Origin of the sequence: Comamonas resistens (assembly GCF_030064165.1) — a bacterium.
Lineage (GTDB): Bacteria > Pseudomonadota > Gammaproteobacteria > Burkholderiales > Burkholderiaceae_C > Comamonas > Comamonas resistens.
The window spans coordinates 1,470,233-1,490,730 of record NZ_CP125947.1 but is presented as its reverse complement, the minus strand read 5'-3'; the positions used below and the strand labels follow the sequence as shown (position 1 = coordinate 1,490,730).

At 61.1% G+C, this 20,498-nt stretch carries 16 protein-coding genes and 6 tRNA genes; 5 read left to right on the top strand and 17 right to left on the bottom strand.

The annotated features are described in order from the left end of the window. Positions 1-3 precede the first annotated feature (3 nt). From QMY55_RS06800 to QMY55_RS06780, 5 genes are all read right to left on the bottom strand, one after another. Positions 4-882 carry a CoA transferase subunit A gene (locus tag QMY55_RS06800; RefSeq protein WP_283487906.1) on the bottom strand — a complete coding sequence of 293 codons (879 nt, stop codon included), beginning with the start codon at positions 880-882 and terminating at the stop codon, positions 4-6. 3 nt (positions 883-885) lie between these two features. Continuing rightward, positions 886-1,800 (bottom strand): VOC family protein, encoded by a 915-nt coding sequence (locus QMY55_RS06795; protein WP_283487905.1) that lies wholly within the window; start codon positions 1,798-1,800, stop codon positions 886-888. A 327-nt stretch (positions 1,801-2,127) separates the two neighbouring features. After that, positions 2,128-3,210 carry an alkene reductase gene (locus tag QMY55_RS06790; RefSeq protein WP_283487904.1) on the bottom strand — a complete coding sequence of 361 codons (1,083 nt, stop codon included), beginning with the start codon at positions 3,208-3,210 and terminating at the stop codon, positions 2,128-2,130. 9 nt (positions 3,211-3,219) lie between these two features. After that, on the bottom strand, positions 3,220-3,867 hold the full coding sequence (locus tag QMY55_RS06785) for a nuclear transport factor 2 family protein (protein WP_283487903.1): 648 nt from the start codon (positions 3,865-3,867) through the stop codon (positions 3,220-3,222). 16 nt (positions 3,868-3,883) lie between these two features. Next, positions 3,884-4,057 (bottom strand): hypothetical protein, encoded by a 174-nt coding sequence (locus QMY55_RS06780; protein ID WP_283487902.1) that lies wholly within the window; start codon positions 4,055-4,057, stop codon positions 3,884-3,886. Here QMY55_RS06780 and QMY55_RS06775 point away from each other — a divergent pair. Then, positions 4,056-4,307 (top strand): hypothetical protein, encoded by a 252-nt coding sequence (locus QMY55_RS06775; protein WP_283487901.1) that lies wholly within the window; start codon positions 4,056-4,058, stop codon positions 4,305-4,307. The two genes, QMY55_RS06780 and QMY55_RS06775, sit on opposite strands and share 2 nt — an antisense overlap. An 86-nt stretch (positions 4,308-4,393) precedes the next feature. Here QMY55_RS06775 and QMY55_RS06770 read toward each other — a convergent pair. The 12 genes from QMY55_RS06770 to QMY55_RS06715 form a co-directional block, all read right to left on the bottom strand. Beyond that, positions 4,394-4,467, bottom strand: a tRNA-Cys gene (locus QMY55_RS06770). Between the two features lie 15 nt (positions 4,468-4,482). Continuing rightward, a tRNA-Gly gene (locus tag QMY55_RS06765) sits at positions 4,483-4,558 on the bottom strand. Between the two features lie 57 nt (positions 4,559-4,615). Further along, positions 4,616-4,691 (bottom strand) — tRNA-Gly (locus tag QMY55_RS06760). A gap of 56 nt (positions 4,692-4,747) precedes the next feature. Continuing rightward, positions 4,748-4,823 (bottom strand) — tRNA-Gly (locus QMY55_RS06755). A 57-nt stretch (positions 4,824-4,880) separates the two neighbouring features. Further along, positions 4,881-4,956, bottom strand: a tRNA-Gly gene (locus QMY55_RS06750). 109 nt (positions 4,957-5,065) lie between these two features. Beyond that, on the bottom strand, positions 5,066-7,480 hold the full coding sequence (lon, locus tag QMY55_RS06745; protein ID WP_283487900.1) for an endopeptidase La: 2,415 nt from the start codon (positions 7,478-7,480) through the stop codon (positions 5,066-5,068). Positions 7,481-7,632: 152 nt separating this feature from the next. Further along, positions 7,633-8,895 carry an ATP-dependent Clp protease ATP-binding subunit ClpX gene (gene clpX, locus QMY55_RS06740; RefSeq protein ID WP_283487899.1) on the bottom strand — a complete coding sequence of 421 codons (1,263 nt, stop codon included), beginning with the start codon at positions 8,893-8,895 and terminating at the stop codon, positions 7,633-7,635. 177 nt (positions 8,896-9,072) lie between these two features. Further along, positions 9,073-9,681, bottom strand: coding sequence for an ATP-dependent Clp endopeptidase proteolytic subunit ClpP (gene clpP / locus QMY55_RS06735; RefSeq protein WP_003068910.1), 609 nt, complete (start codon positions 9,679-9,681; stop codon positions 9,073-9,075). 132 nt (positions 9,682-9,813) lie between these two features. Beyond that, positions 9,814-11,124, bottom strand: a complete 1,311-nt coding sequence (gene tig / locus QMY55_RS06730; RefSeq protein WP_283487898.1) for a trigger factor — start codon at positions 11,122-11,124, stop codon at positions 9,814-9,816. Between the two features lie 342 nt (positions 11,125-11,466). Beyond that, positions 11,467-11,553: transfer RNA gene (locus QMY55_RS06725), tRNA-Leu, on the bottom strand. A gap of 86 nt (positions 11,554-11,639) precedes the next feature. Beyond that, on the bottom strand, positions 11,640-14,846 hold the full coding sequence (locus QMY55_RS06720) for an efflux RND transporter permease subunit (RefSeq protein ID WP_283487897.1): 3,207 nt from the start codon (positions 14,844-14,846) through the stop codon (positions 11,640-11,642). Further along, positions 14,843-16,108: an efflux RND transporter periplasmic adaptor subunit gene (locus QMY55_RS06715; RefSeq protein ID WP_407650637.1), complete on the bottom strand. Its 1,266-nt coding sequence runs from the start codon at positions 16,106-16,108 to the stop codon at positions 14,843-14,845. The genes QMY55_RS06720 and QMY55_RS06715 overlap by 4 nt, the downstream gene beginning before the upstream one ends. Before the next feature lie 242 nt (positions 16,109-16,350). On the opposite strand from QMY55_RS06715, the gene hpnC reads away from it, so the two are divergent. The 4 genes from hpnC (at position 16,351) to hpnE (ending at position 20,423) form a co-directional block, all read left to right on the top strand. Continuing rightward, entirely contained in the window at positions 16,351-17,244 is an 894-nt protein-coding gene (gene hpnC / locus QMY55_RS06710; RefSeq protein ID WP_283488898.1) for a squalene synthase HpnC, read from the top strand. Positions 17,245-17,447: 203 nt separating this feature from the next. Further along, entirely contained in the window at positions 17,448-18,287 is an 840-nt protein-coding gene (gene hpnD / locus QMY55_RS06705) for a presqualene diphosphate synthase HpnD (protein ID WP_283487896.1), read from the top strand. 43 nt (positions 18,288-18,330) lie between these two features. Further along, positions 18,331-19,068 (top strand): hypothetical protein, encoded by a 738-nt coding sequence (locus tag QMY55_RS06700; protein WP_283487895.1) that lies wholly within the window; start codon positions 18,331-18,333, stop codon positions 19,066-19,068. Then, positions 19,065-20,423: a hydroxysqualene dehydroxylase HpnE gene (gene hpnE / locus QMY55_RS06695; protein ID WP_283487894.1), complete on the top strand. Its 1,359-nt coding sequence runs from the start codon at positions 19,065-19,067 to the stop codon at positions 20,421-20,423. Before QMY55_RS06700 ends, hpnE begins: the two co-directional genes overlap by 4 nt. Positions 20,424-20,498: the final 75 nt, after the last annotated feature.

Here is a 20,498-nt window from a genome sequence, read left to right as displayed (position 1 = left end):
TCCTCAGAACACGGGCAGGGGCAGGCGCTTGATCGCCTCCATGCCGCCCACTTTTTCCAGATACTCCTGCTCCGTGCACCGCAGGTACTTTTGCTGGTAGTCGCTCCAGCCACCCTCTTCCTTGCTGCTGGCCACGTACTCCTTGAAGTGCTTGACGTCAAAACCGTACAGCGGCGCGCAGGAAGTGGGGTGAGCACCACCGGGCAGATGCACCACACCCGTGGTTTCGGAGCGCTCCCAGAACACCAGGCGCGCGGCCTCGGCCGACTCGAAGCTGCTGGACTCCACGAGTTCGTCGCAGCTCACATAGGTGTTCTTGGCAGCACGGGCGAACAGGTCGTCCATATAGATGTCGGGGCCAGCGATCTGGCAGACGCCGCGTGCATCGGCGCGGTCCACATGCAGCAGGGCCACGTCGAGATGGATGGCCGGCATGGCCAGCCACTCCTTGCCGTCATAAGGCGACTCGATCAGCTTGATGCCGTTGTTGTGCTTGAGCACGTCGGTGCCCAGACCCACGCGGGTGGGGATGTAGGGAATGCGCATGCCCGCGGCCTTCAAGCCCAGCACCATATGGCCTTCGTCGATCTCCATGACCTCGATGGCGCCGCTCTGGCGCGCCTTGCGGAAATAGGGCTCGAGCGGGATGAAGTCCAGCGAGACGAAGGCAAAGACCAGCTTCTTGACCTTGCCGGCCGCGCAGAGCATGCCCACATCGGCACCGCCGTAGGCGACCACGGTCAGATCCTTCACGGGGCTGCGCAGCAGCTCGCGTACCAGAGCCATGGGCTTGCGACGCGGCCCCCAGCCACCGATACCAATCGTCATGCCATCCTTGATGGATGCCACAACCTCTTTTGCCGTCATCAATTTATTGGCCATGTCTCATGCCTCCTGTTGCTTGCTTTCGGGACGGCCCACGCTGAAGTCGTGCCCCCAGAGGCTTACGGTTGTGAACTCATGCGTGATGTGCTGATCCCAGTCGACGATGGCGCCGCCATAGCCGAACTCCAGATCGAAGTTCGAGGGCGTCTTCATGTAGAACGAAATCATCTTGTCGTTGGTGTGCTGGCCCAGGGTGGCGGACAGCTTGACCTGGCTCTTTTGCATGCGGTCCATGGCGCGGCCCACCTCGGGCATGTTGTCCACCTCGACCATCACGTGCACGCAGCCGCTGGCCGCGGGGAACTCCGCCAGCGCCAGGCTGTGGTGGCGGCCGTTGGCGCAGTGGAAGAAGTGGATGCGGATCGTGGGACCGGCATCGCCCGCAGGCTTGAAGTTGTAGATGTCAGAAAGGCCAAAACCCAGCACGTCGCGCGCAAAAGCCACGGTCTTGTCGAACTCGGGCGCTGGCAGCACGGTATGGCCCAGGCCGTAGTCGCCGGTGATGAAGCGCGACACCCCTTGGGGCGAGGCAAAGTGAGTGAAGTCGGACTTGAAGCCCCAGACGATCTCGTGGCGGTTGCCCGATGGATCCATCACGATGACCAGTTGCTGCACATGGCGCTTGGCGCACAGCTCGGGGCTGCCCATCTCGTAGTGCACGTCGGCAGCCTGCAGCACCTTGAGCGCCTGCTCAAAGGCTTCCTTGTTGGCCACCTCCCAGCCGGATGCCGAGTATTTGTCATTGCGGCCAGGCTGCACCTGGAAGCGGAATTGACGCTCATCCATCTTGATCAGCAGATCGCCACCCGCCGTGGTGCTGGGCATCATGCCCAGCACATCGCGTGCATAGCCGACCCAACGGTCCAAATCAGAGCTCTCGGCAACAACGTACGCCAGTCCACGTATTTCCATCATGATGTCGGGGCCTCCAACCCAGTTCAGCTGTAGTGATGCAGCTGATTCTGGAGATGAGAAGCCTTGAAAACATCGTCCGTTGAGACTAACGAAGAGGCGCCGTCTTATACAAAATCAATAGCACTCCACGCCTGATTGGCGGCTATTGAGGCGCAATACTCCCAAACCCTGACAGCCATTCGGATTAGCTCGTGTCGACATCCGGGCGCAAGTTGGCGACGTGAACAAAAAATGCCGCATCCCCCCAGGAAAATGCGGCCAACACGATAAACAGCTTGCGTGCCTTGGAATCATTGACCCGAGGCTTTCTCAAGCAGGCTTCGCGGATCAGGTGGTCAGCGCCTCTGCTGCCTGGGCATAGTCGTTATAGCCCTCTGCTCCTTCTGTATAGAGCGTCTTGCGATCGAACGTCGACAGCGGCAAGCCCAGGCGCATGCGCCGCACCAGATCGGGGTTGGCGATGAAGTGGCGCGCAAACGAGATGGCCTGACCGTCACCGGCCTGCAGCGCGGCTTCGGCGCTTTGCGCATCGAAGCCGTCGTTGAGTATGAGGTTGGCACCAAAGTTCTCGCGCGCCAGCTTGAAGGCATCGATGCCAGGGTCCGACACCGCCCGCATCACATGCAGATAGGCAATGCCCTGCCTCGCGGCCTGGCGCATCAGCTCGGCATGCGTGGCCGCGGAGTTCTCGTCCGAGGTGTCGTTATAGGTGTTGCCCGGATTCAGACGCAGGCCCACGCGCTCGGCCCCGATCGCATCTCCCATGGCTGCCAGGCATTCGGCCGCAAAGCGCACGCGATTGGCGGCATTGCCACCGTACTCGTCACTGCGCCGGTTGACCCCCGAGCTCATGAACTGCATGCACAGATAGCCGCTGGTGCCGTGCAGCTCCACGCCGTCAAAGCCCGCATCCACGGCGCGCCTGGCGGCGGCCGCATGCTCGGCAATGGCCTGACGCACCTCTTGCGTGGTCAGGGCCTGCGGCACATCAAAATCCTGCATGCCTGCCGCATCGGTCCATATCTGACCCTGCGCTTGCACCGCCGAAGACGATACGGAGCGCACGCCTGGTGGCTTGATATGGCTGCTGCCGATACGACCCGAATGCATGATCTGCAGCACGATGGAGCCGCCGCGCGCATGTACGGCATCGGTCACGCGTCGCCAGCCACGCACATGCTCGGCGGTCTCTATACCGGGCTGGCGGCAGTAGGCCTGACCCGTGACCTCGGGCCAGCTGCCTTCGGCCACGATCAGGCCAGCATCGCCGCGCTGGCCGTAATGCTCGGCCATGAGCTCGGTGGGCACGCCATCCTCGGCAGCACGGTTGCGCGTCATGGGCGCCATGACCACGCGGTTTTGCAACGCAATCTTGCCCAGCTTGACGGGCGTGAAAAGAATTTGACCCATGCGGACTCCTTAGCGCACACGCATGCGCGGGGGCGGTGTATCACGGCGCATGATCTTGAGAAACTGCTCCAGAGGCGCTGGTGCGGCCACCTGCGGCAACTCGTCCTTGTCGGGGCGCTGGGCCCAGAATTCCTTCCAGCTCGGGAACAGATCATGGAAGGCGCCGTGATAGGGTTCGCGACCGGGCCAGCGCATCTTCATATCGCCTATCGGCGGCTTGTTCAGATCCGTGGCATACCAGTAGCAAGGCAGACGGCGGCGGAAGAACCACCGGCCGTCAATGCGCTCGTAATCATCCCAGTACAGCATCTGCATGATGACCCACTCGGCGCCGCACTCATGCTCGTTCTTGGAATAGACCACGCCGGTGGCGTGATCCCGGTCCACGAACTCTATGATGTGCTGGCCCAGATGGTGGGAGGTGCCCGTGAACTGATCACGCAGCGTGCTGTCCTGCCAAGCCTTGAAATGCTCGCGCCCCACGCGCTCCTTGCCCACGCGGATATCGGGCGCAAACAGGTTGACATGGGCATCCATGTCGCGCATGTCCAGCGACAGGGAATATTTGCCTGCCAGCTGACGGATCGCATCCAGCGATTCCAGGCGGTCGATACGCTCTTCCAGCGTTTGCGGCCACTGATTCACGGGTTCACTCATCTCTTGAGACTCTTTCTTACAGCGCCGTCACCAGCATGGCGGAAAGGCCGTCGTCCACAGGCAGTGCGGCTTCGGTCACATAACTGGTCAGGAACAGGGTGGCATTGGCCACCTCCTCGAGATCAGCTTTCAGTGTTCTTGAGCGAAGCCTCGTCGGACAGCTGCCGGCCGTGACCAGGATTTCGACCATGGCAGGAATCGCCACATCGGCTTGGACCCAACATGGAGACAGCGTAAGAAAAAACATATGCCTGCCCATCGTCCAACAAGACTATGGGCCACTAACGTCACCCGGCAAATCGCAGATTTGGTGGGTAAGACAAGGCATCGGGTTGCGTCAGTCGAAGCCACAAGCCGTACAAAAGTACGGCAAGGCTGAAAAACAACGCATCAAGGGTGACGTTAGCGGGTCCAAGCGCGCTGGGGCGCTGCCAGTTTGATCGTTGAAGGACTTGCCAACAATGGGGAGAGGCTCTCTGAGAGCTCAAAAAGAAAAAGCCAGAACTCATGAGAGTTCTGGCTTATCTGGAGGCGCGAACCAGAGTCGAACTGGTCTAACCGGATTTGCAATCCGGGGCATAACCGCTTTGCTATCGCGCCGCTATCACAAAAATTTGGAGCGGGAAAACGGGTTCGAACCGTCGACCTATACCTTGGCAAGGTATCGCTCTACCAACTGAGCTATTCCCGCATTCAAAAGACTCATCGCCTTCTGATGCGAACCTGTATTGCTACAGGTTCTGAAACCTGGAGCGGGAAAACGGGTTCGAACCGTCGACCTATACCTTGGCAAGGTATCGCTCTACCAACTGAGCTATTCCCGCATTCAGAAGACTTCCGCCTTCTGATGCAACCTGTATTGCTACAGGTTCTGAAAACCTGGAGCGGGAAAACGGGTTCGAACCGTCGACCTATACCTTGGCAAGGTATCGCTCTACCAACTGAGCTATTCCCGCATTCAAAAGACTCATCGCCTTCTGATGCGAACCTGTATTGCTACAGGTTCTGAAACCTGGAGCGGGAAAACGGGTTCGAACCGTCGACCTATACCTTGGCAAGGTATCGCTCTACCAACTGAGCTATTCCCGCATAACCACCGAAGCCAGACATTGTACAACGTCGTTTGCTGCGATGGGTGAATTGTAGCGCAGTTCTGAGGACTCTCAGGAAAAACGCCACATTTTTCATAAATCAGCCATCAATGTTTGACGGCAGGCTCCACAGACTTGGCATCTGCCGCTGGAACGGCCGCCACTTCTTCTTCGGCTAGAGGCTGGGGTTCGCGCTCCAGAGCGACCTTGAGCACCTGATCAATCCACTTGACGGGAACGATCTCCAGGCCGCTCTTGACGTTATCCGGAATCTCCTGCAGATCCTTGACGTTCTCTTCAGGAATCAACACGGTCTTGATACCGCCACGCAGTGCAGCCAGCAGCTTTTCCTTGAGACCACCAATGGCAGTGACTTCGCCACGCAAGGTGATTTCGCCGGTCATGGCCACGTCAGCGCGCACAGGAATACCTGTGAGCACCGATACAAAAGCCGTAGTCATGGCTGCGCCCGCACTGGGGCCGTCCTTGGGCGTGGCTCCATCGGGCACGTGAACGTGGATATCACGCTTCTCAAAAGCCTCATCCTTGATACCCAACATGCGTGCGCGGCTGCGCACCACGGTACGGGCCGCCTCAACCGACTCCTTCATCACATCGCCCAGCGAGCCGGTTCGTGTGATGACGCCCTTGCCGGGCATGGTTGCTGCTTCAATGGTCAGCAGATCGCCGCCCACCTCGGTCCAGGCCAGGCCCACCACTTGGCCGATCTGGTTGTTGAGTTCGGCACGTCCATAGCTGAACTTGCGCACGCCCAGGTAATCAGGCAGGTTGTCGGCCGTCACCACCACCTTGGGTTCAAGCTTCTTGAGCTGCAGACCCTTGACCACCTTGCGGCAGATCTTGGAAAGTTCGCGCTCCAGCGAGCGCACACCAGCCTCGCGGGTGTAATAACGCACGATGTCGCGGATCGCCGATTCGGTCACTTCCAGCTCACCATCCTTGACGCCGTTGTTGCCGATCTGTTTGGGCAACAGGTAGCGCATGGCGATATTGGTCTTTTCGTCTTCGGTATAACCCGACAGGCGAATCACCTCCATACGATCCAGCAAGGCCGATGGAATGTTCATGGAGTTGGAAGTCGCCACAAACATCACATCGGACAGGTCGAAGTCGACCTCCACATAGTGGTCGCCAAACTTGTTGTTCTGCTCGGGGTCCAGCACTTCCAGCAAGGCGCTTGACGGATCACCACGGAAATCCATGCCCAGCTTGTCGATCTCGTCGAGCAGGAACAAAGGATTGCGGGTATTGACCTTCTCCAGGCTCTGCAGCACCTTGCCCGGCATGGCGCCGATATAGGTGCGGCGGTGGCCACGGATTTCAGCCTCGTCGCGCATGCCGCCCAACGCCATGCGCACGTATTTGCGGCCGGTCGCCTTGGCAATGGACTGGCCCAGCGAGGTCTTGCCCACGCCAGGAGGTCCGACCAGGCACAGGATGGGTGCCTTGACCTTGTCCACGCGTTGCTGCACGGCAAGATATTCAAGGATGCGGTCCTTGACCTTTTCCAGGCCGAAGTGGTCCTCGTTGAGCACGGTCTCGGCATTGGTCAGATCATGTTTGATCTTGGTCTTCTTGCTCCAGGGCAAACCGGTGAGCACCTCGATGTAGTTGCGCACCACAGAGGCTTCCGCCGACATGGGCGACATCAGCTTGAGCTTCTTGAGCTCGGCTTCAGCCTTCTTGCGGGCCTCGGCGGGCATCTTGGCGAGCTTGATCTTTTTCTCGATTTCCTCGATGTCGGCGCCGTCTTCACCCTCGCCCAGCTCCTTCTGAATGGCCTTGACCTGCTCATTCAGGTAGAAGTCGCGCTGGTTCTTTTCCATCTGGCGCTTGACGCGACCACGGATGCGCTTGTCGACATTGAGGATGTCCACTTCGCGCTCAAGCTGTTCGAACAGGTTTTCCAGGCGAATCTTGATATCCACCAGGTCCAGCACGGCCTGCTTGCTCTCCAATTTGAGAGGTAGATGCGCAGCAATGGTGTCGGCAAGACGGCCAGCATCGTCGATGCTGGCGATCGAGGTCAGGATTTCCTGGGGAATCTTCTTGTTGAGCTTGACGTACTGGTCGAACTGCTGGGTCACGGCACGGCGCAGCGCTTCGATCTCGCTTTGCTCATGCGCATCGCCCTCGGCCTCCACAGGCACGACGGAAGCCGTGAAATGCGACTCCTCGTCTTTGACCTGCTTGACCAGGGCCCGCTGCTGACCTTCGACCAGCACCTTCACCGTGCCGTCGGGCAGCTTGAGCAACTGCAAGATGGTGGACACACAGCCCACATCAAACATGTCTTCCGCTGCAGGCTCATCCTTGGAAGCGGTTTTCTGCGCCACCAGCATGATGCGGCGGTCGCCCTCCATGGCCAGCTCCAGAGCCTTGATGCTCTTGGCACGCCCCACAAAAAGCGGAATCACCATATGCGGGAACACCACCACATCGCGCAAGGGCAGCAGCGGCAGTTCCAGCTCGGTAGAAGGCAAAGGGGTTTGTCCAGACATAGGTATCCTCGGTTTCTCAGCGGAAGATGGTCCGCCTACCGGTGTATTTCAACCCTTGGGAGCAAATTGTTTTTGCCAGCCCAAGGGCATTGCCTTTCAGCCCAGGCGGCAGGCCGGCGAACATCGCCGTCACCTTGACCACCTGCAAAGTATCAGGCCTTTTTCGCGGCCTCGCGGTAAACCAGCAATGGCTCCTTACCGTCTTCGATAGTGGCCTCTTCCACCACCACCTTTTCCACGTTTTCAGCAGTCGGCAGCTCGAACATGGTGCTGATCAGCGCCTGCTCGACAATGGAGCGAAGGCCACGGGCACCGGTCTTGCGCGCCAGAGCCTTGCGGGCAATGGCCTTGAGGGCTGCAGGGCGAATTTCGAGCTCCACCCCTTCCATGGCCAGCAGCTTGCTGTATTGCTTGACCAGAGCATTCTTGGGCTCGGTCAGGATCTGCACCAGCGCATCCTCGCTCAACTCGGCCAAAGCCGTGACCACGGGCATACGCCCCACCAGCTCGGGAATGATGCCGAACTTGATCAGATCCTCAGGCTCGATCTCCAGGAAGATATCGGAGATGGAGCGCTGCTTCTTACTCTTGACGGTAGCACCAAAACCGATGCCCGAAGCCTCGGTACGGTTTTCGATGACCTTTTCCAGACCCGCAAAAGCACCGCTGCAAATGAACAGAATATTGGTCGTGTCGATCTGCAGGAAGTCCTGATTGGGGTGCTTGCGTCCACCCTGGGGAGGAATGCTGGCCATGGTGCCCTCAATCAGCTTGAGCAGGGCCTGCTGCACACCTTCACCCGAAACATCACGCGTGATGCTGGGGTTGTCGGACTTGCGCGAGATCTTGTCGATTTCGTCGATATAGACGATGCCGCGCTGCGCGCGCTCCACGTCGTAGTCGCAGCTTTGCAACAGCTTCTGGATGATGTTCTCGACGTCTTCGCCCACATAACCGGCTTCGGTCAGCGTGGTGGCATCGGCCATCACGAACGGCACGTTCAACTGGCGCGCCAGGGTCTGGGCCAGCAAAGTCTTGCCCGAGCCTGTGGGGCCGATCAGCAAGATATTGCTCTTGGTCAGCTCCACCTCGTCCTTGCCAGCCTTGTCCTTGTAGCGCAGACGCTTGTAGTGGTTGTAGACCGCCACGGCCAGCGTACGCTTGGCCTGCTCCTGACCGATCACATAGTTGTCGAGGTTGGTCTTGATCTCGGCGGGCGTTGGCAAATCGCCGCGACTGTCCTTGGCATCAGCGGCCGGCTGCTCATCGCGAATGATCTCGTTGCACAGATCAATGCACTCGTCGCAGATGAAGACGGAGGGACCAGCGATCAGCTTCTTGACCTCATGCTGGCTTTTGCCACAGAAGGTGCAATACAAATTCTTTTCGGTGGAAGAGCCTTTTTTGTCGGCCATGGGGGCTGTGCCTCGTTACGAAAAAACGAAAATTAATGATAACTAAAGACAAGGCGGCGTTTGCCCTTCAGGGACAAACGCCGCCGAGCATCTCGGCAGGAGGTTTATTCAGCATCCTGCCTTTTCACCATAAGCGCCTCCCAGCCCAATACGGACAAGCGTCAGGCGCTATGGTTTTCAGGAACGCTTGCTGATGACCTGGTCCACCAGACCATATTCCTTAGCCTCATCGGCCGAAAGGAAATAGTCACGCTCGGTGTCGTTCTGGATCTTTTCCAGCGGCTGGCCGGTACGCTCGGCCAGGATCTTGTTCAGGCGCTCGCGGGTCTTGATGATTTCGCGGGCGTGGATTTCGATCTCGGTCGCCTGACCACGCGCACCACCCAAGGGTTGGTGAATCATGACCTGGGCATTGGGCAGTGCGTAACGCTTGCCCTTGGCGCCGGCGGACAACAGGAAAGCCCCCATGCTCGCAGCCATGCCTGTGCACAGTGTGGACACGTCAGGCTTGATGAAGTTCATGGTGTCGAAAATCGCCATGCCAGCGGTCACGCTGCCGCCGGGCGAGTTGATGTAGAAGGAAATGTCCTTGTCGGGATTTTCGCTCTCCAGAAACAGCAGCTGTGCCACCACCAGATTGGCGGTTTGATCGTTGACTTCACCCACCAGGAAAATCACGCGCTCCTTGAGCAGACGCGAATAAATGTCATAGGAGCGCTCACCGCGGCCCGACTGTTCAATGACCATGGGCACCATGCCCAAACCCAATGTATCCAATGCGCTCATGTTTTCTCCAGTGCTATGCGCCTACTGTAGCCGCATTCTGAAAAGAAAATGGGGCTTGCGCGCAAAAGCACAAGCCCCGCTTTTTAACTTATCGATACCGCCCTAGGGCTAGCACCGATAAAAGGCCGGCAATTAAGCCTGACCCATCAGTTCGTCGAAGGACACGGCCTTGTCGGTCACCTTGGCCTTGCCCAGCACGAAGTCGGTCACGTTGTTTTCGATCACAACGGCTTCCACTTCTGCCAGACGGTTGCGGTCGCCGAAGTACCAGCGCACCACGTCTTCAGGCTTTTCGTAGCTGGAAGCCAGCTCTTCCACATGAGCCTTGATCTGCTCGGTCGTAGCTTGCAGGTTGTTGGTCTTGACCAGCTCGGCCACCACCAGACCCAGACGCACGCGGCGCTCGGCCTGGGGCAGGAAGATGTCTTCGGGGATCTCGGCCTTGGCCGCATCCTTGATGCCACGCTGTTGCAGCTCGGCACGGGCGCCTTCCAGCAGACGGCCCACTTCAGCTTGCACAGAAGCCTTGGGCAGATCCAGCTCGGCCACGGACACCAGAGCGTCCATCACGGCTTGCTTGTTGCGGCCTTGAACGCGGAACTTCACCTCGCGCTCCAGGTTCTTCTTGATGTCGTCGCGCAGAGCAGCCACGGAGCCGCCTTCCACGCCCAGAGTCTTGACGAATTCTTCGTTGACTTCGGGCAGGTTGGGAGCTTCGACCTTCTTGACGGTCACCAGGAAGTCGGCAGTCTTGCCGGCCACATCTTCACCGTGGTAGTCAGCGGGGAAAGCCAGGGGGAAAGTCTTGGACTCGCCAGCCTTCATGCCGCGGGTTGCGTCTTCGAATTCCTTGAGCATCTGGCCTTCGCCAACCAGGAACTGGAAGTCTTCAGCCTTGCCGCCAGCGAAAGTTTCGCCGTCGATCTTGCCTTCGAAGTCCACGGTCACGCGGTCGCCGTCAGCGGCGGCTTCACCGGCGGCACGCTCGGTGAAAGTGCGGCGCTGCTTGCGCAGGATGTCCACGGTCTTGTCGATGGCAGCGTCGTCCACTTCGGCGGACAGCTTTTCCACTTCGGCGGCAGTCAGATCACCGATCTTGACTTCGGGCATCACTTCGAACACAGCTTCGAACTGGGCTTCGCCTTCGGGGGCGCCTTCCTTTTCGCTGATCTTGGGCTGACCGGCAACACGCAGGTCAGCTTCGTTCACGGCAGCAGCAAAAGCCTCACCCACCTTGTCGTTCAGCACTTCGTACTGCACGGAGTAGCCATAGCGCTGGGCCACAACGCTCATGGGCACCTTGCCGGGACGGAAGCCGTCCATCTTCACAGTGCGAGCCACCTTCTTCAGGCGGGCATCCACTTCGGACTGGATAGAGGACAGGGGCACGCTCAGCGTGATCTTGCGCTCGAGCTTTTCAAGAGTTTCAACGTTAACGGCCATGATTTTTCCTAAGAGGGATGAGGACCGTGCAGATTGCCGTGCAACCCGCACCGTATTGCGCAAAGTCACAGTGCGCGCACGCTTGGCGAACTCATCGCGGCATGCGGCACCACAAATTTTCCGAAGCCTGCTCCCATGCACCGGGGTTCCCGGCAGCAATGCAATATCCCTGCGGCTCGCACCGGGCATCTGCACAAATCAGGAACAGGCGAAGCCGACCATTATAACGAGGCGCTGCGTGGCCTCCGTCATCGGATATCAGGGGTTTGCCTGAAAAGGCGGCAAAAAAGAAAAAGCCCGTACCTCACAAGGGAACGGGCCTGGGCAGAGGACTGCCAAATCTGGTGCGCGGAGCCGGACTCGAACCGGCACGGTGTTGCCACCGTCAGGACCTAAACCTGGTGCGTCTACCAATTTCGCCACCCGCGCGGTCCAATCTTGTGCACCTCGGCACAGACTGGGGTCAAGACGCAGATTCTAGCCGCAAATCGGCGCCATCCAGAACAAACGCCGCATCACTGCGGCTGCCGGATCCTGAATGCCGCTGCATACATGGCGGGCAGCGCCAGCAGTGTCAGGAACGTCGCCACGATCAATCCCCCCATAATGGCCACGGCCATGGGCCCCCAGAACACGCTGCGCGACAGCGGGATCATGGCCAGCACGGCGGCGGCGGCCGTCAGCACAATGGGGCGCAGCCGGTGCACGGCAGCTTCCACAATGGCTTCCCAGGCCGGAACACCGCGGGCACGACCCGCCTCGATCTGGTCGATCAGGATCACCGAGTTGCGCTGAATCATGCCCATCAGTGCCACCACACCCAGCAGCGCGACAAAGCCAAAGGGACGGTTCAGCAGCAGCAAGGCTGCCGCCACGCCAGGAATACCCAGCGGCCCGGTGATGAACACCAGCAGCGAACGGCTGACACTGCGCAGCTGCAGCATGAGCAGCGTGAAGGTAATGAACAGCAGCACGGGAATGCCCGCCACGATGGCCCCCGAGCCCTTGGAGCTCTCCTCCACGGCACCAGCCACCTCGATGCGGTATGCGGTATCGCCGGCTGCATGCCAGCCTTCTTCCATCTTGCGCAGCGCAGGCAGCAGCTCGTTGGTCACCGTCGCGCCCTGCAGGCCTTCGCGGACATCACCCTGCACGGTAATGGCGAAGTTGCGCTTTTCACGCCACATCACGCCTGGCTCCCAGACCATGACGGGCTTGGCGATCTGGGTCAGCGGAATGGACTGACCTCCGCCAGTAGTCACATAGACGTCGGCAATATCGGAAATCGCATCGCGATCCTGCTTGGGCGGACGCATGACGATATCAATAAGCTTGTCTCCCTCGCGGTACTGGCCCACCGTCGTGCCCGAGAACTGCATGCTGGTGGCATCGGCAATCGATTGACTTGTCACTCCCAGCGCACGAGCCTTGTCCTGGTCGACCTTGAGGCGGATGACCTTGATGGACTCGTTCCAGTTGTCGTTGACACCGCGCATGTTCGCGTTGTCCTGCATGAGCTTTTTCACATCGTCGGCATAGGCGCGCAGCTTGGCCGCATCCGTACCCATGACGCGGAACTGCACCGGATAGGGCACGGGCGGGCCGTTGGGCAGCAGCTTGACGCGAGCCCGCACTTCCGGGAATTCCTCGGCCATCAAGGCCGGCAGCTTTTTACGAATTTCCTCACGGGCCTTCAGATCCTTGGCCACGATGATGAACTGCGAGACGTTGTTCTGCGGGAAGACTTGATCCAGCGGCAGATAAAAACGCGGCACGCCGGAGCCAATCCATTCGCTGACGGTTTCCACGCCTTCGAGTTTCAGAAAGCGCTGTTCGACCCGCAGCGTCACCTCTTCGTTGGCCCGCAGCGCCGTGCCTTCGGGGAACCAGATGTCCACCAGCACCTCGGGGCGGCTGGAGTCCGGGAAAAACTGCTGCTGCACACGGCCCATGCCGACCAACCCCAGCGCAAAAATCAGCGCTGTCGCGCCAATCGTCAGCCAGCGGTGCTTGACGCACCAGTTCACCATGGTGCGAAAGCGGTTGTAGAACGGCGTGTTGAACAGCTCATGCTCGCTGTTGTCGATGTTGATGCCGGCCTCTTCGGCCGACACCTCGCCCGAAGCCACCTCGGGCGGCAGCTTGGCCGCATGCGGCGGTTTCTTGAGCAGCAGCGTGCCCAGATAGGGCACGAAATAGACCGAAGCAAACCAGCTCAGCACCAGCGCAATGACCGTCACCGCGAAAATGGCAAAGGTGTACTCCCCCGTCATGGACTTGGCCATGCCGATAGGCAAAAAGCCCGTGGCCGTGATCAAGGTGCCAGTCAGCATGGGCTTGGCAGTGATCTCGTAGGCGAAGGTGGCGGCGCGGTACTTGTCGTAGCCCTCCTCCATCTTGCGCACCATCATCTCCACGGCAATGATGGCGTCATCCACCAACAGGCCCAAGGCGATGATGAGCGAGCCCAGCGACACCTTGTGCAGGCCGATATTCCAGTACCACATGGCCAGGAAGGTGGCCGCCAGCACCAGAGGAATCGTGATGCCCACCACCAGACCGGGACGGGGGTCTATGTACCAGCGCTTGTACAGCGGCTGCTGACCTTCGCGTCGGTGCAAGCCCAGGCTGATGAAGCTCACGGCCAGCACCACGACCACGGCCTCGACCAGCACCTGGACGAATTCGCTGACCGAATCGGCCACGGCCTTGGGCTGGTCCTGCATGTTTTTGAGCACCACGCCCACGGGCAGGCTCTTGCTGATACGGTCCGTCGTTTGCTTGAGCGCCTTGCCCAGGGCAATGATGTCCCCGCCCTTGACCATGGAAACACCCAGGGCAATCGTTCCCTCGCCCTGGAAGCGCACCTTCACATTGGCAGGGTCGGCGTAGCCACGGTGAATCTCGGCAATATCGCCCAGGCGAATCTGCACCCCCGAAGGGCCGCGAATCGGCATTTCACGCAGCTGCGCCAGATCGCTGAACTGCCCCTGCACGCGCAGCACCAGCATCTCGGCGGGCGTTTGCAGCGTGCCGGCAGAGGTCACGGCGTTTTGCTGGTTGAGCTGATCGAGCACCTGCTTGAGGTTCAGCCCCATCTGCGTGGCACGCTGCGACAGCTCGACATAGACTTTCTCGTCCTGCACGCCAAACTGCTCGACCTTGGCCACATCGGGCACGCGCAGCAGTTGCTGGCGCACATCATCGGCCAGCACCTTGAGCTCGGCATTGCTGAAACCTTCGGCCTGCAGCGCGTAGATCACGCCATAGACATCGCCGAAGTCGTCATTGAAAAACGGTCCTTGCACACCCTGAGGCAGGGTGTAGCGCATATCGCCGACTTTCTTGCGCACCGTGTACCAGAGCTGGGGCACCTCCTTGGCGGGCGAGGTGTCCTTGAGCTGGAAGATGACCTGCGACTCTCCCGGCTTGGAGTAACTGCTGATCTTGTCCGCATAAGGCACCTCCTGCAGGGTGCGCTCTATCTTGTCCGTCACCTGCTGGGCCACCTGCTCGGCCGTGGCACCCGGCCAGTAGGTGCGGATGACCATGGCGCGGAAGGTGAACGGCGGGTCTTCATCCTGCCCCAGCTGGAAATAGGCCGCAAAGCCCAGCAGCATGAGCACGACCATGAAGTAGCGTGTCAGCGCCACATGATCGAGTGCCCAGCGTGAGAGATTGAAATGCGCGCCGCCACCCGGCTTGTGTCCGCTGGCGCTCATTTGCCACCCTCCGCCGTCACGGGTGCTGCAGGCGCTACGCCTTCTGTAGCTGCTGGCGCTTTACTGTCCTGCGCTTGAGGCTGATTCGATGCAGGTTTCTCTTGCGGCTTGGCATATTTGTCACGATAGACGGTGACCTTCTGCCCAGGGTTGAGCACATGCACGCCTGTTGCCACCACCTGCATGCCGGGCTTGAGGCCCGAGGCAATCACCGCCTCGTTGCCGTCCGCCGTGGCCACCTGCACGCTTTGCAGTTGCACGGTGCTGCTTGCAGGGTCGAACAGCCATACCGCCGTGCCCTGGCCGCCACCACCATCCTGGCGCAGCGCCGTGGTGGGCAGCTTGATGACACTGCCGCCCACGGCCGTGTTGGCCACACTCATGCCTTCGGGCACGACGCGCACGGTAGCCCCCAGCGCAGGCAGATCCGTTCCCTGCAGCGCGGCCTTGATCTGATAGGTGCGCGTGGCAGGGTCGGCACTGGCCGCGACTTCGCGCACCAGACCGCGCACCACCTGGCTTTCGTCAGACCAGGGCTTGACCTGCACACCCTGGCCCATGCGGATGGAGGCACGGCGGTCTTCGGGTACGGCAAACACCGCATCGCGCGCGCCATCCTGCGCAATGCGCACCACCGGCGTGCCTGCGGCCACGACCTGGCCGGGCTCGGCATCCACGCTGGTGATCACGCCGTCCACATCGGCCAGCAGCTGGGTGTAGTTTTCCTGATTGGACTGGCTGGACAACTGGGCCTTGGCCTGGTCCAGCGACGCCTGCGCCGCCTTCAGATTGGCCTCGTAGCGCTCCATCTCGGCAGCGCTGATGAAATTCTGGGCTCGCAAAGCGCGAAAGCGCTGCGCATTGGCCTGCGCCAGATCGCGCTGGGTGGTGGCCGAAGCGACCTGTGCACGCGCTGCATCGGCGCTGAGCTGATAGTCTCGCGCATCCAGACGCGCCAGCACTTGGCCGGCCTTCACGCGCTGGCCCAGTTCCACCTCGCGCTTGATGATCTTGCCACCGACGCGAAAGCCCAGGCGCGACTCCACTCTCGCGCGCACATCACCGGTAAATTCCTGCGCCGCCTCGATCTTCCCCTCGCCCACGGTCAGCAGCTTGACGGCACGTATCGGCTCGGGCAAGGCCTCCTTCTTGGAGCAGGCCGACAGCATGGCAGCGGCAGCCACCACGGATAAGGCCAGCAAGGATCTGGCAGGTCGGCCGCGCAGGCCTGCAGCAAAACGACGGGAAGACGAAACAGCCATGGTGTTCTGGGCTTGTAGAAATAAAAACGACTTACGCAAATCCGGTTCAGACAAGAGCTTTGTCCCAAGGAAACAGTCCTGGCGCACCTTGGCTTGGTAAGTCCTTAAAAGAAAGCGCAGCCGCCGGGCAGGCGGCCGCAACCAAGACAGACGCGATTGTGCACGCTCGTGCGATTTTTCGTACATTTTTCGCCAGGCCTCAAGCGCAGGCGCCGCAGTTCACAATACGGGCCGTGAACGATCTGCACCCAGCCACCTCAGCCGCTGCACAAGCACCTGCGCAATCACCCTCGATTACGCATTACGAGAACTTTCCCGTGGCCTCCTGGCTGTGCCCGCCAAGGCTGCGCGCGCCCATTGCGGCGCTCTACCACTTTGCCCGCACGGCCGACGATATCGCCGACGAGGGCGACTTCAGCGCCGAGCAGCGCCTGGAACAGCTACAGCGCTACGGCCACGACCTGCAGCAACTGGGTACGGACGCAGAGGCCGAAATGCTGGCCTGCAGCGCATGGCCCCAGGTCTTTGCACCGCTGGCCCGGCAGATGCAGACCCATCAGTTGCCCAAGCCGCTGATGGCCGATCTGCTCAGCGCCTTCGAGCAGGATGTGCGCATGACCGCCAGCCAGACGCCTTATGCCGACATGGCCCAGTTGATCGACTATTGCCGCCGCTCGGCCAACCCCGTGGGCCGGCTGTTGCTGCATCTGTATGGCGTGGACCATGCCCAGGCACTGACCCAGAGCGATGCCATCTGCACCGCCCTGCAGCTGATCAATTTCTGGCAGGACCTGAGCCAGGACCTGCCGCGCCAGCGCCACTATCTGCCCGATGCCGATCTGGCTCGCCACGGCATTGCGCGCAGCGCTGTCCGGGCACAGGCCTCGGCGCTGACGCCCGCGCTGCAAAACCTGCTGGCCGAACTGCACCAGCAGGCCCGCAGCCTGATGGAGCAAGGCGCACCACTGGTGCACCAACTGCCGGGCCGCGCAGGCTGGGAGCTGCGCCTGGTCGTTCAGGGCGGTCTGCGGGTGCTGGAACACCTGGAATCCATGCAGGGGCGTAATCTGTACCAGCGCATCAAGCTACGCAAACAGGAGCTTCCAACGCTGCTCTGGCGTGCCATCCGGATGTAAACATTCCTGTTTCGATTGACTGTCAAGCGCCAGCAGCTATCAAAGTTGATAGTGCTCGTCGCGGCAACAGCACAACGCTGACGCAATTCAGGTTCAAGCAAGACATTCTCCCCATGGAAATGCTCCTTGAGCATCCTTGTTTGCGTAAGTCCTATCACTGTTGCGCCGACCGGACGCCTGCGCCATGGGACAATCACGCCCCTATGAATCCGGATCAGTACGTCCAAGACAAGGCCGCGTCCTCGGGCAGCAGCTTCTACTACGCCTTCCTCTTTTTGCCGCAGGAGCGCCGCGCCGCCATCACGGCTTTCTATGCGTTCTGCCGCGAAGTGGACGACGTAGTTGACGAGGTCTCGGACCCCGGCGTCGCCGCCACCAAGCTGGCCTGGTGGAAAACCGAGGTGCACAAAGCCTTTGCCGGCCAGACCACCCACCCCGTCATGCAGGCACTGATGCCGCATGCCAAGACCTATGGCATCGAAGAGCGCCATCTGCAGGCCGTCATCGAGGGCTGCCAGATGGATCTGGAGCAGACCCGCTATCTGGACTATGCGGGCCTGCAGCGCTACTGTCATCTGGTCGCCGGCATCGTGGGCGAAGTGGCGGCGCGCATCTTCGGCCAGACCGACGAGCGCACCACCGAATACGCCCACACACTGGGCCAGGCCCTGCAGCTCACCAACATCATCCGCGACGTGGGCGAGGACGCCATGCGCGGCCGCATCTACCTGCCCATCAGCGAGCTGCAGCAGTTCGATGTCAAGGCCCATGAGATCAACAAGCGCGAATACTCGGACCGCTTCACGGCGCTGATGCGCTTTCAGGCCGAGCGCGCCCACGGCCTCTACGACAAGGCCCTGGCCTTGCTGCCCGACGCCGACCGCCGCGCGCAAAAGCCCGGCCTGATGATGGCCAGCATCTACCGCACGCTGCTGCGCGAGATCGAGTCCGAGAACTTCCAGGTGCTGCACCAGCGCATCAGCCTCACACCGCTGCGCAAGCTCTGGCGCGTGTGGAAGATGCAGGCTCTGGGCCGGATGTGATCCGCCAGCGTCCCCGCTTAGGCTAGGCTGCTACAGTGCCGGCATGAGTTCCGCATCAAGCCACCGCTCTCGCTGCTCTCCCTGGCGCGTCGCCGCTTTGGCGCTGGTCTGCGCATGGGGCCTGGGCACGGCTATGCCCAGCCATGCATTTCTGGGCTTGCTGGGCAAGGCGGGTAAGGCCGCTGCTGCTGCGGGCAAGGCAGGCAAAGCCGCCGAGGCGGCCGGCAGCGCAGGCAAGGCCGCAGCCGTTGGCACTGTTGCCGCCGGCGGTGCAGAGCTGGCCGCCGCCAGCACCCGCCACGGCCTGATCTTTGCAGCCGATGACGCCGCTCACCTGGCAGGCAAGGCGCCGCTGGCCGTCGCGGACAAGGCCATGATGGCTGCCACGCCGCCCGAAGTCGCCCGCTATCTGATTCGCCCGGCCGACACACTAAGCCAGGCCGACAGCACGCAAATACTCAGTCTCTACCAGCAAATGATGCGCCAGGCCGGCCATAGCGGCGACTTCACCGTGGTGGAGCGCATGCCGTCGCTTCAAGCCTCAAAGCAGGTTCAACCGCATAACTCACAAGCGCCAGTCGCTACAACAATTGCAGCAGAACAGCGACTTCCCGCTGCCGAGCTGAGCTTTCACGCGCTGCGCCTGCTGTCGCATGCGGCCCATGGCTCGCATAACCAGACAGCCCAGCAAGAGCTGCAGAGCTATTGCCGCAACAAGCCCGCAGCCACCTGGCAGGCGGAGCAGGCCGATCTGTGCCGCAGTCTTCCCCGGTCTCGATGAATATTGCGATTATTGGTGGCGGCTGGGCCGGCATGGCCGCCGCCGTGCAACTGGCCCGGCTCGGCCACCAGCCCCAGGTTTTTGAAGCCAGCCGCTACCTGGGCGGCCGTGCCCGGGCCTTGACGCTGGAGCTGCCCGGCGGAGCCCGGATTGAGGCCGACAACGGCCAGCATATTCTGATCGGTGCCTACAGCGAATGCCTGCAGCTGATGCAAGCCATCGATCTGCAGTCAGAGCAGCTGATGCTGCGCAAGCCTTTGACGATGCGCCATGCCGATGGCAGCGGCCTGGCCTTTCCGCGACTGCCCGCGCCGCTGGATGCACTGCTCGGCATCGCCTGCGCCAGCGGCTGGACCCTGGGCGAGCGCGCCGCTCTTTTGGCCCGCGCCGTACGCTGGCGACTGCAGGGCTTTCGCTGCGCAGAGACGGCTACCGTGGCCGATGTCTGCCAGGGCCTGCCGCAGCGGCTGATGGATGAGTTCATCGAGCCATTGTGCGTCTCGGCCCTCAATCTGCCTGCCGCTCAGGCCAGCGGCAGCGTGTTTCTGCAAGTGCTTCATGACGCACTGTTTGCGGGTACCGGAGGCTCTCACTTTCTCGTGCCCCAATGTAGCCTGGGCGAGCTGTTCCCCATGCCTGCCGCGCAGTGGCTGCGCCGCCAGGGTCATGCCGTGCATACCGGCTGCCGTGTGCAGGAGCTGATACCCCAGGGCCCGCAATGGCGGCTGCATGTGCAGCATGCCGAACTGTCGCCGCTTCTGGAACAAAGCCGCTTCGATGCCGTGTTGCTGGCCTGCCCGCCTCAGGAGGCCGCGCGACTGGCTCTGGCGGCCTCCGAAGACGAGCGCCTGCCCGCCAGAGATGGCGTGCACTTTCAGCGCTGGGCCAGCGAAGCGCAAGCGCTGGAGCACACCGCCATCGCCACGGTCTATGCCCATACCAGTCACCGCCTGAGCCGCGACCTGCCCTGGCTGGCCCTGCGCCCCGGGGAGCATGCACCGGCCCAGTTCGTCTTCGACCGCGGGCATCTGCATGCTGACGATGCCCATCAGCAGGGACTGATGGCCTTTGTCATCAGCGACTGTCGCCTGGACCGCCAGACGCTGCAGCAGCAGGTGCTGCAGCAGGCCTGCGTACAGCTGAACTGGAGCGATATCACCCCCGTACAGACCGTGATCGAAAAACGCGCCACCTTTGCCTGCACTCCAGCCCTGAAGCGCCCCGCCATGGAGCTGGGCCACGGACTCTGGGCCTGTGGCGATTATCTTGAAGGGCCCTACCCCGCCACGCTCGAAGGTGCAGCGCGCAGCGGGACGGCAGCGGCCCGGGCCATAGCCAATCCGGGCCAGGATTGACCCAGGATCAGCGCCCCTGGGGCAAGCCCTATCAGGGCAATCCTGATCCTGCCGAGCCAGGTTTGACAGCCGTTT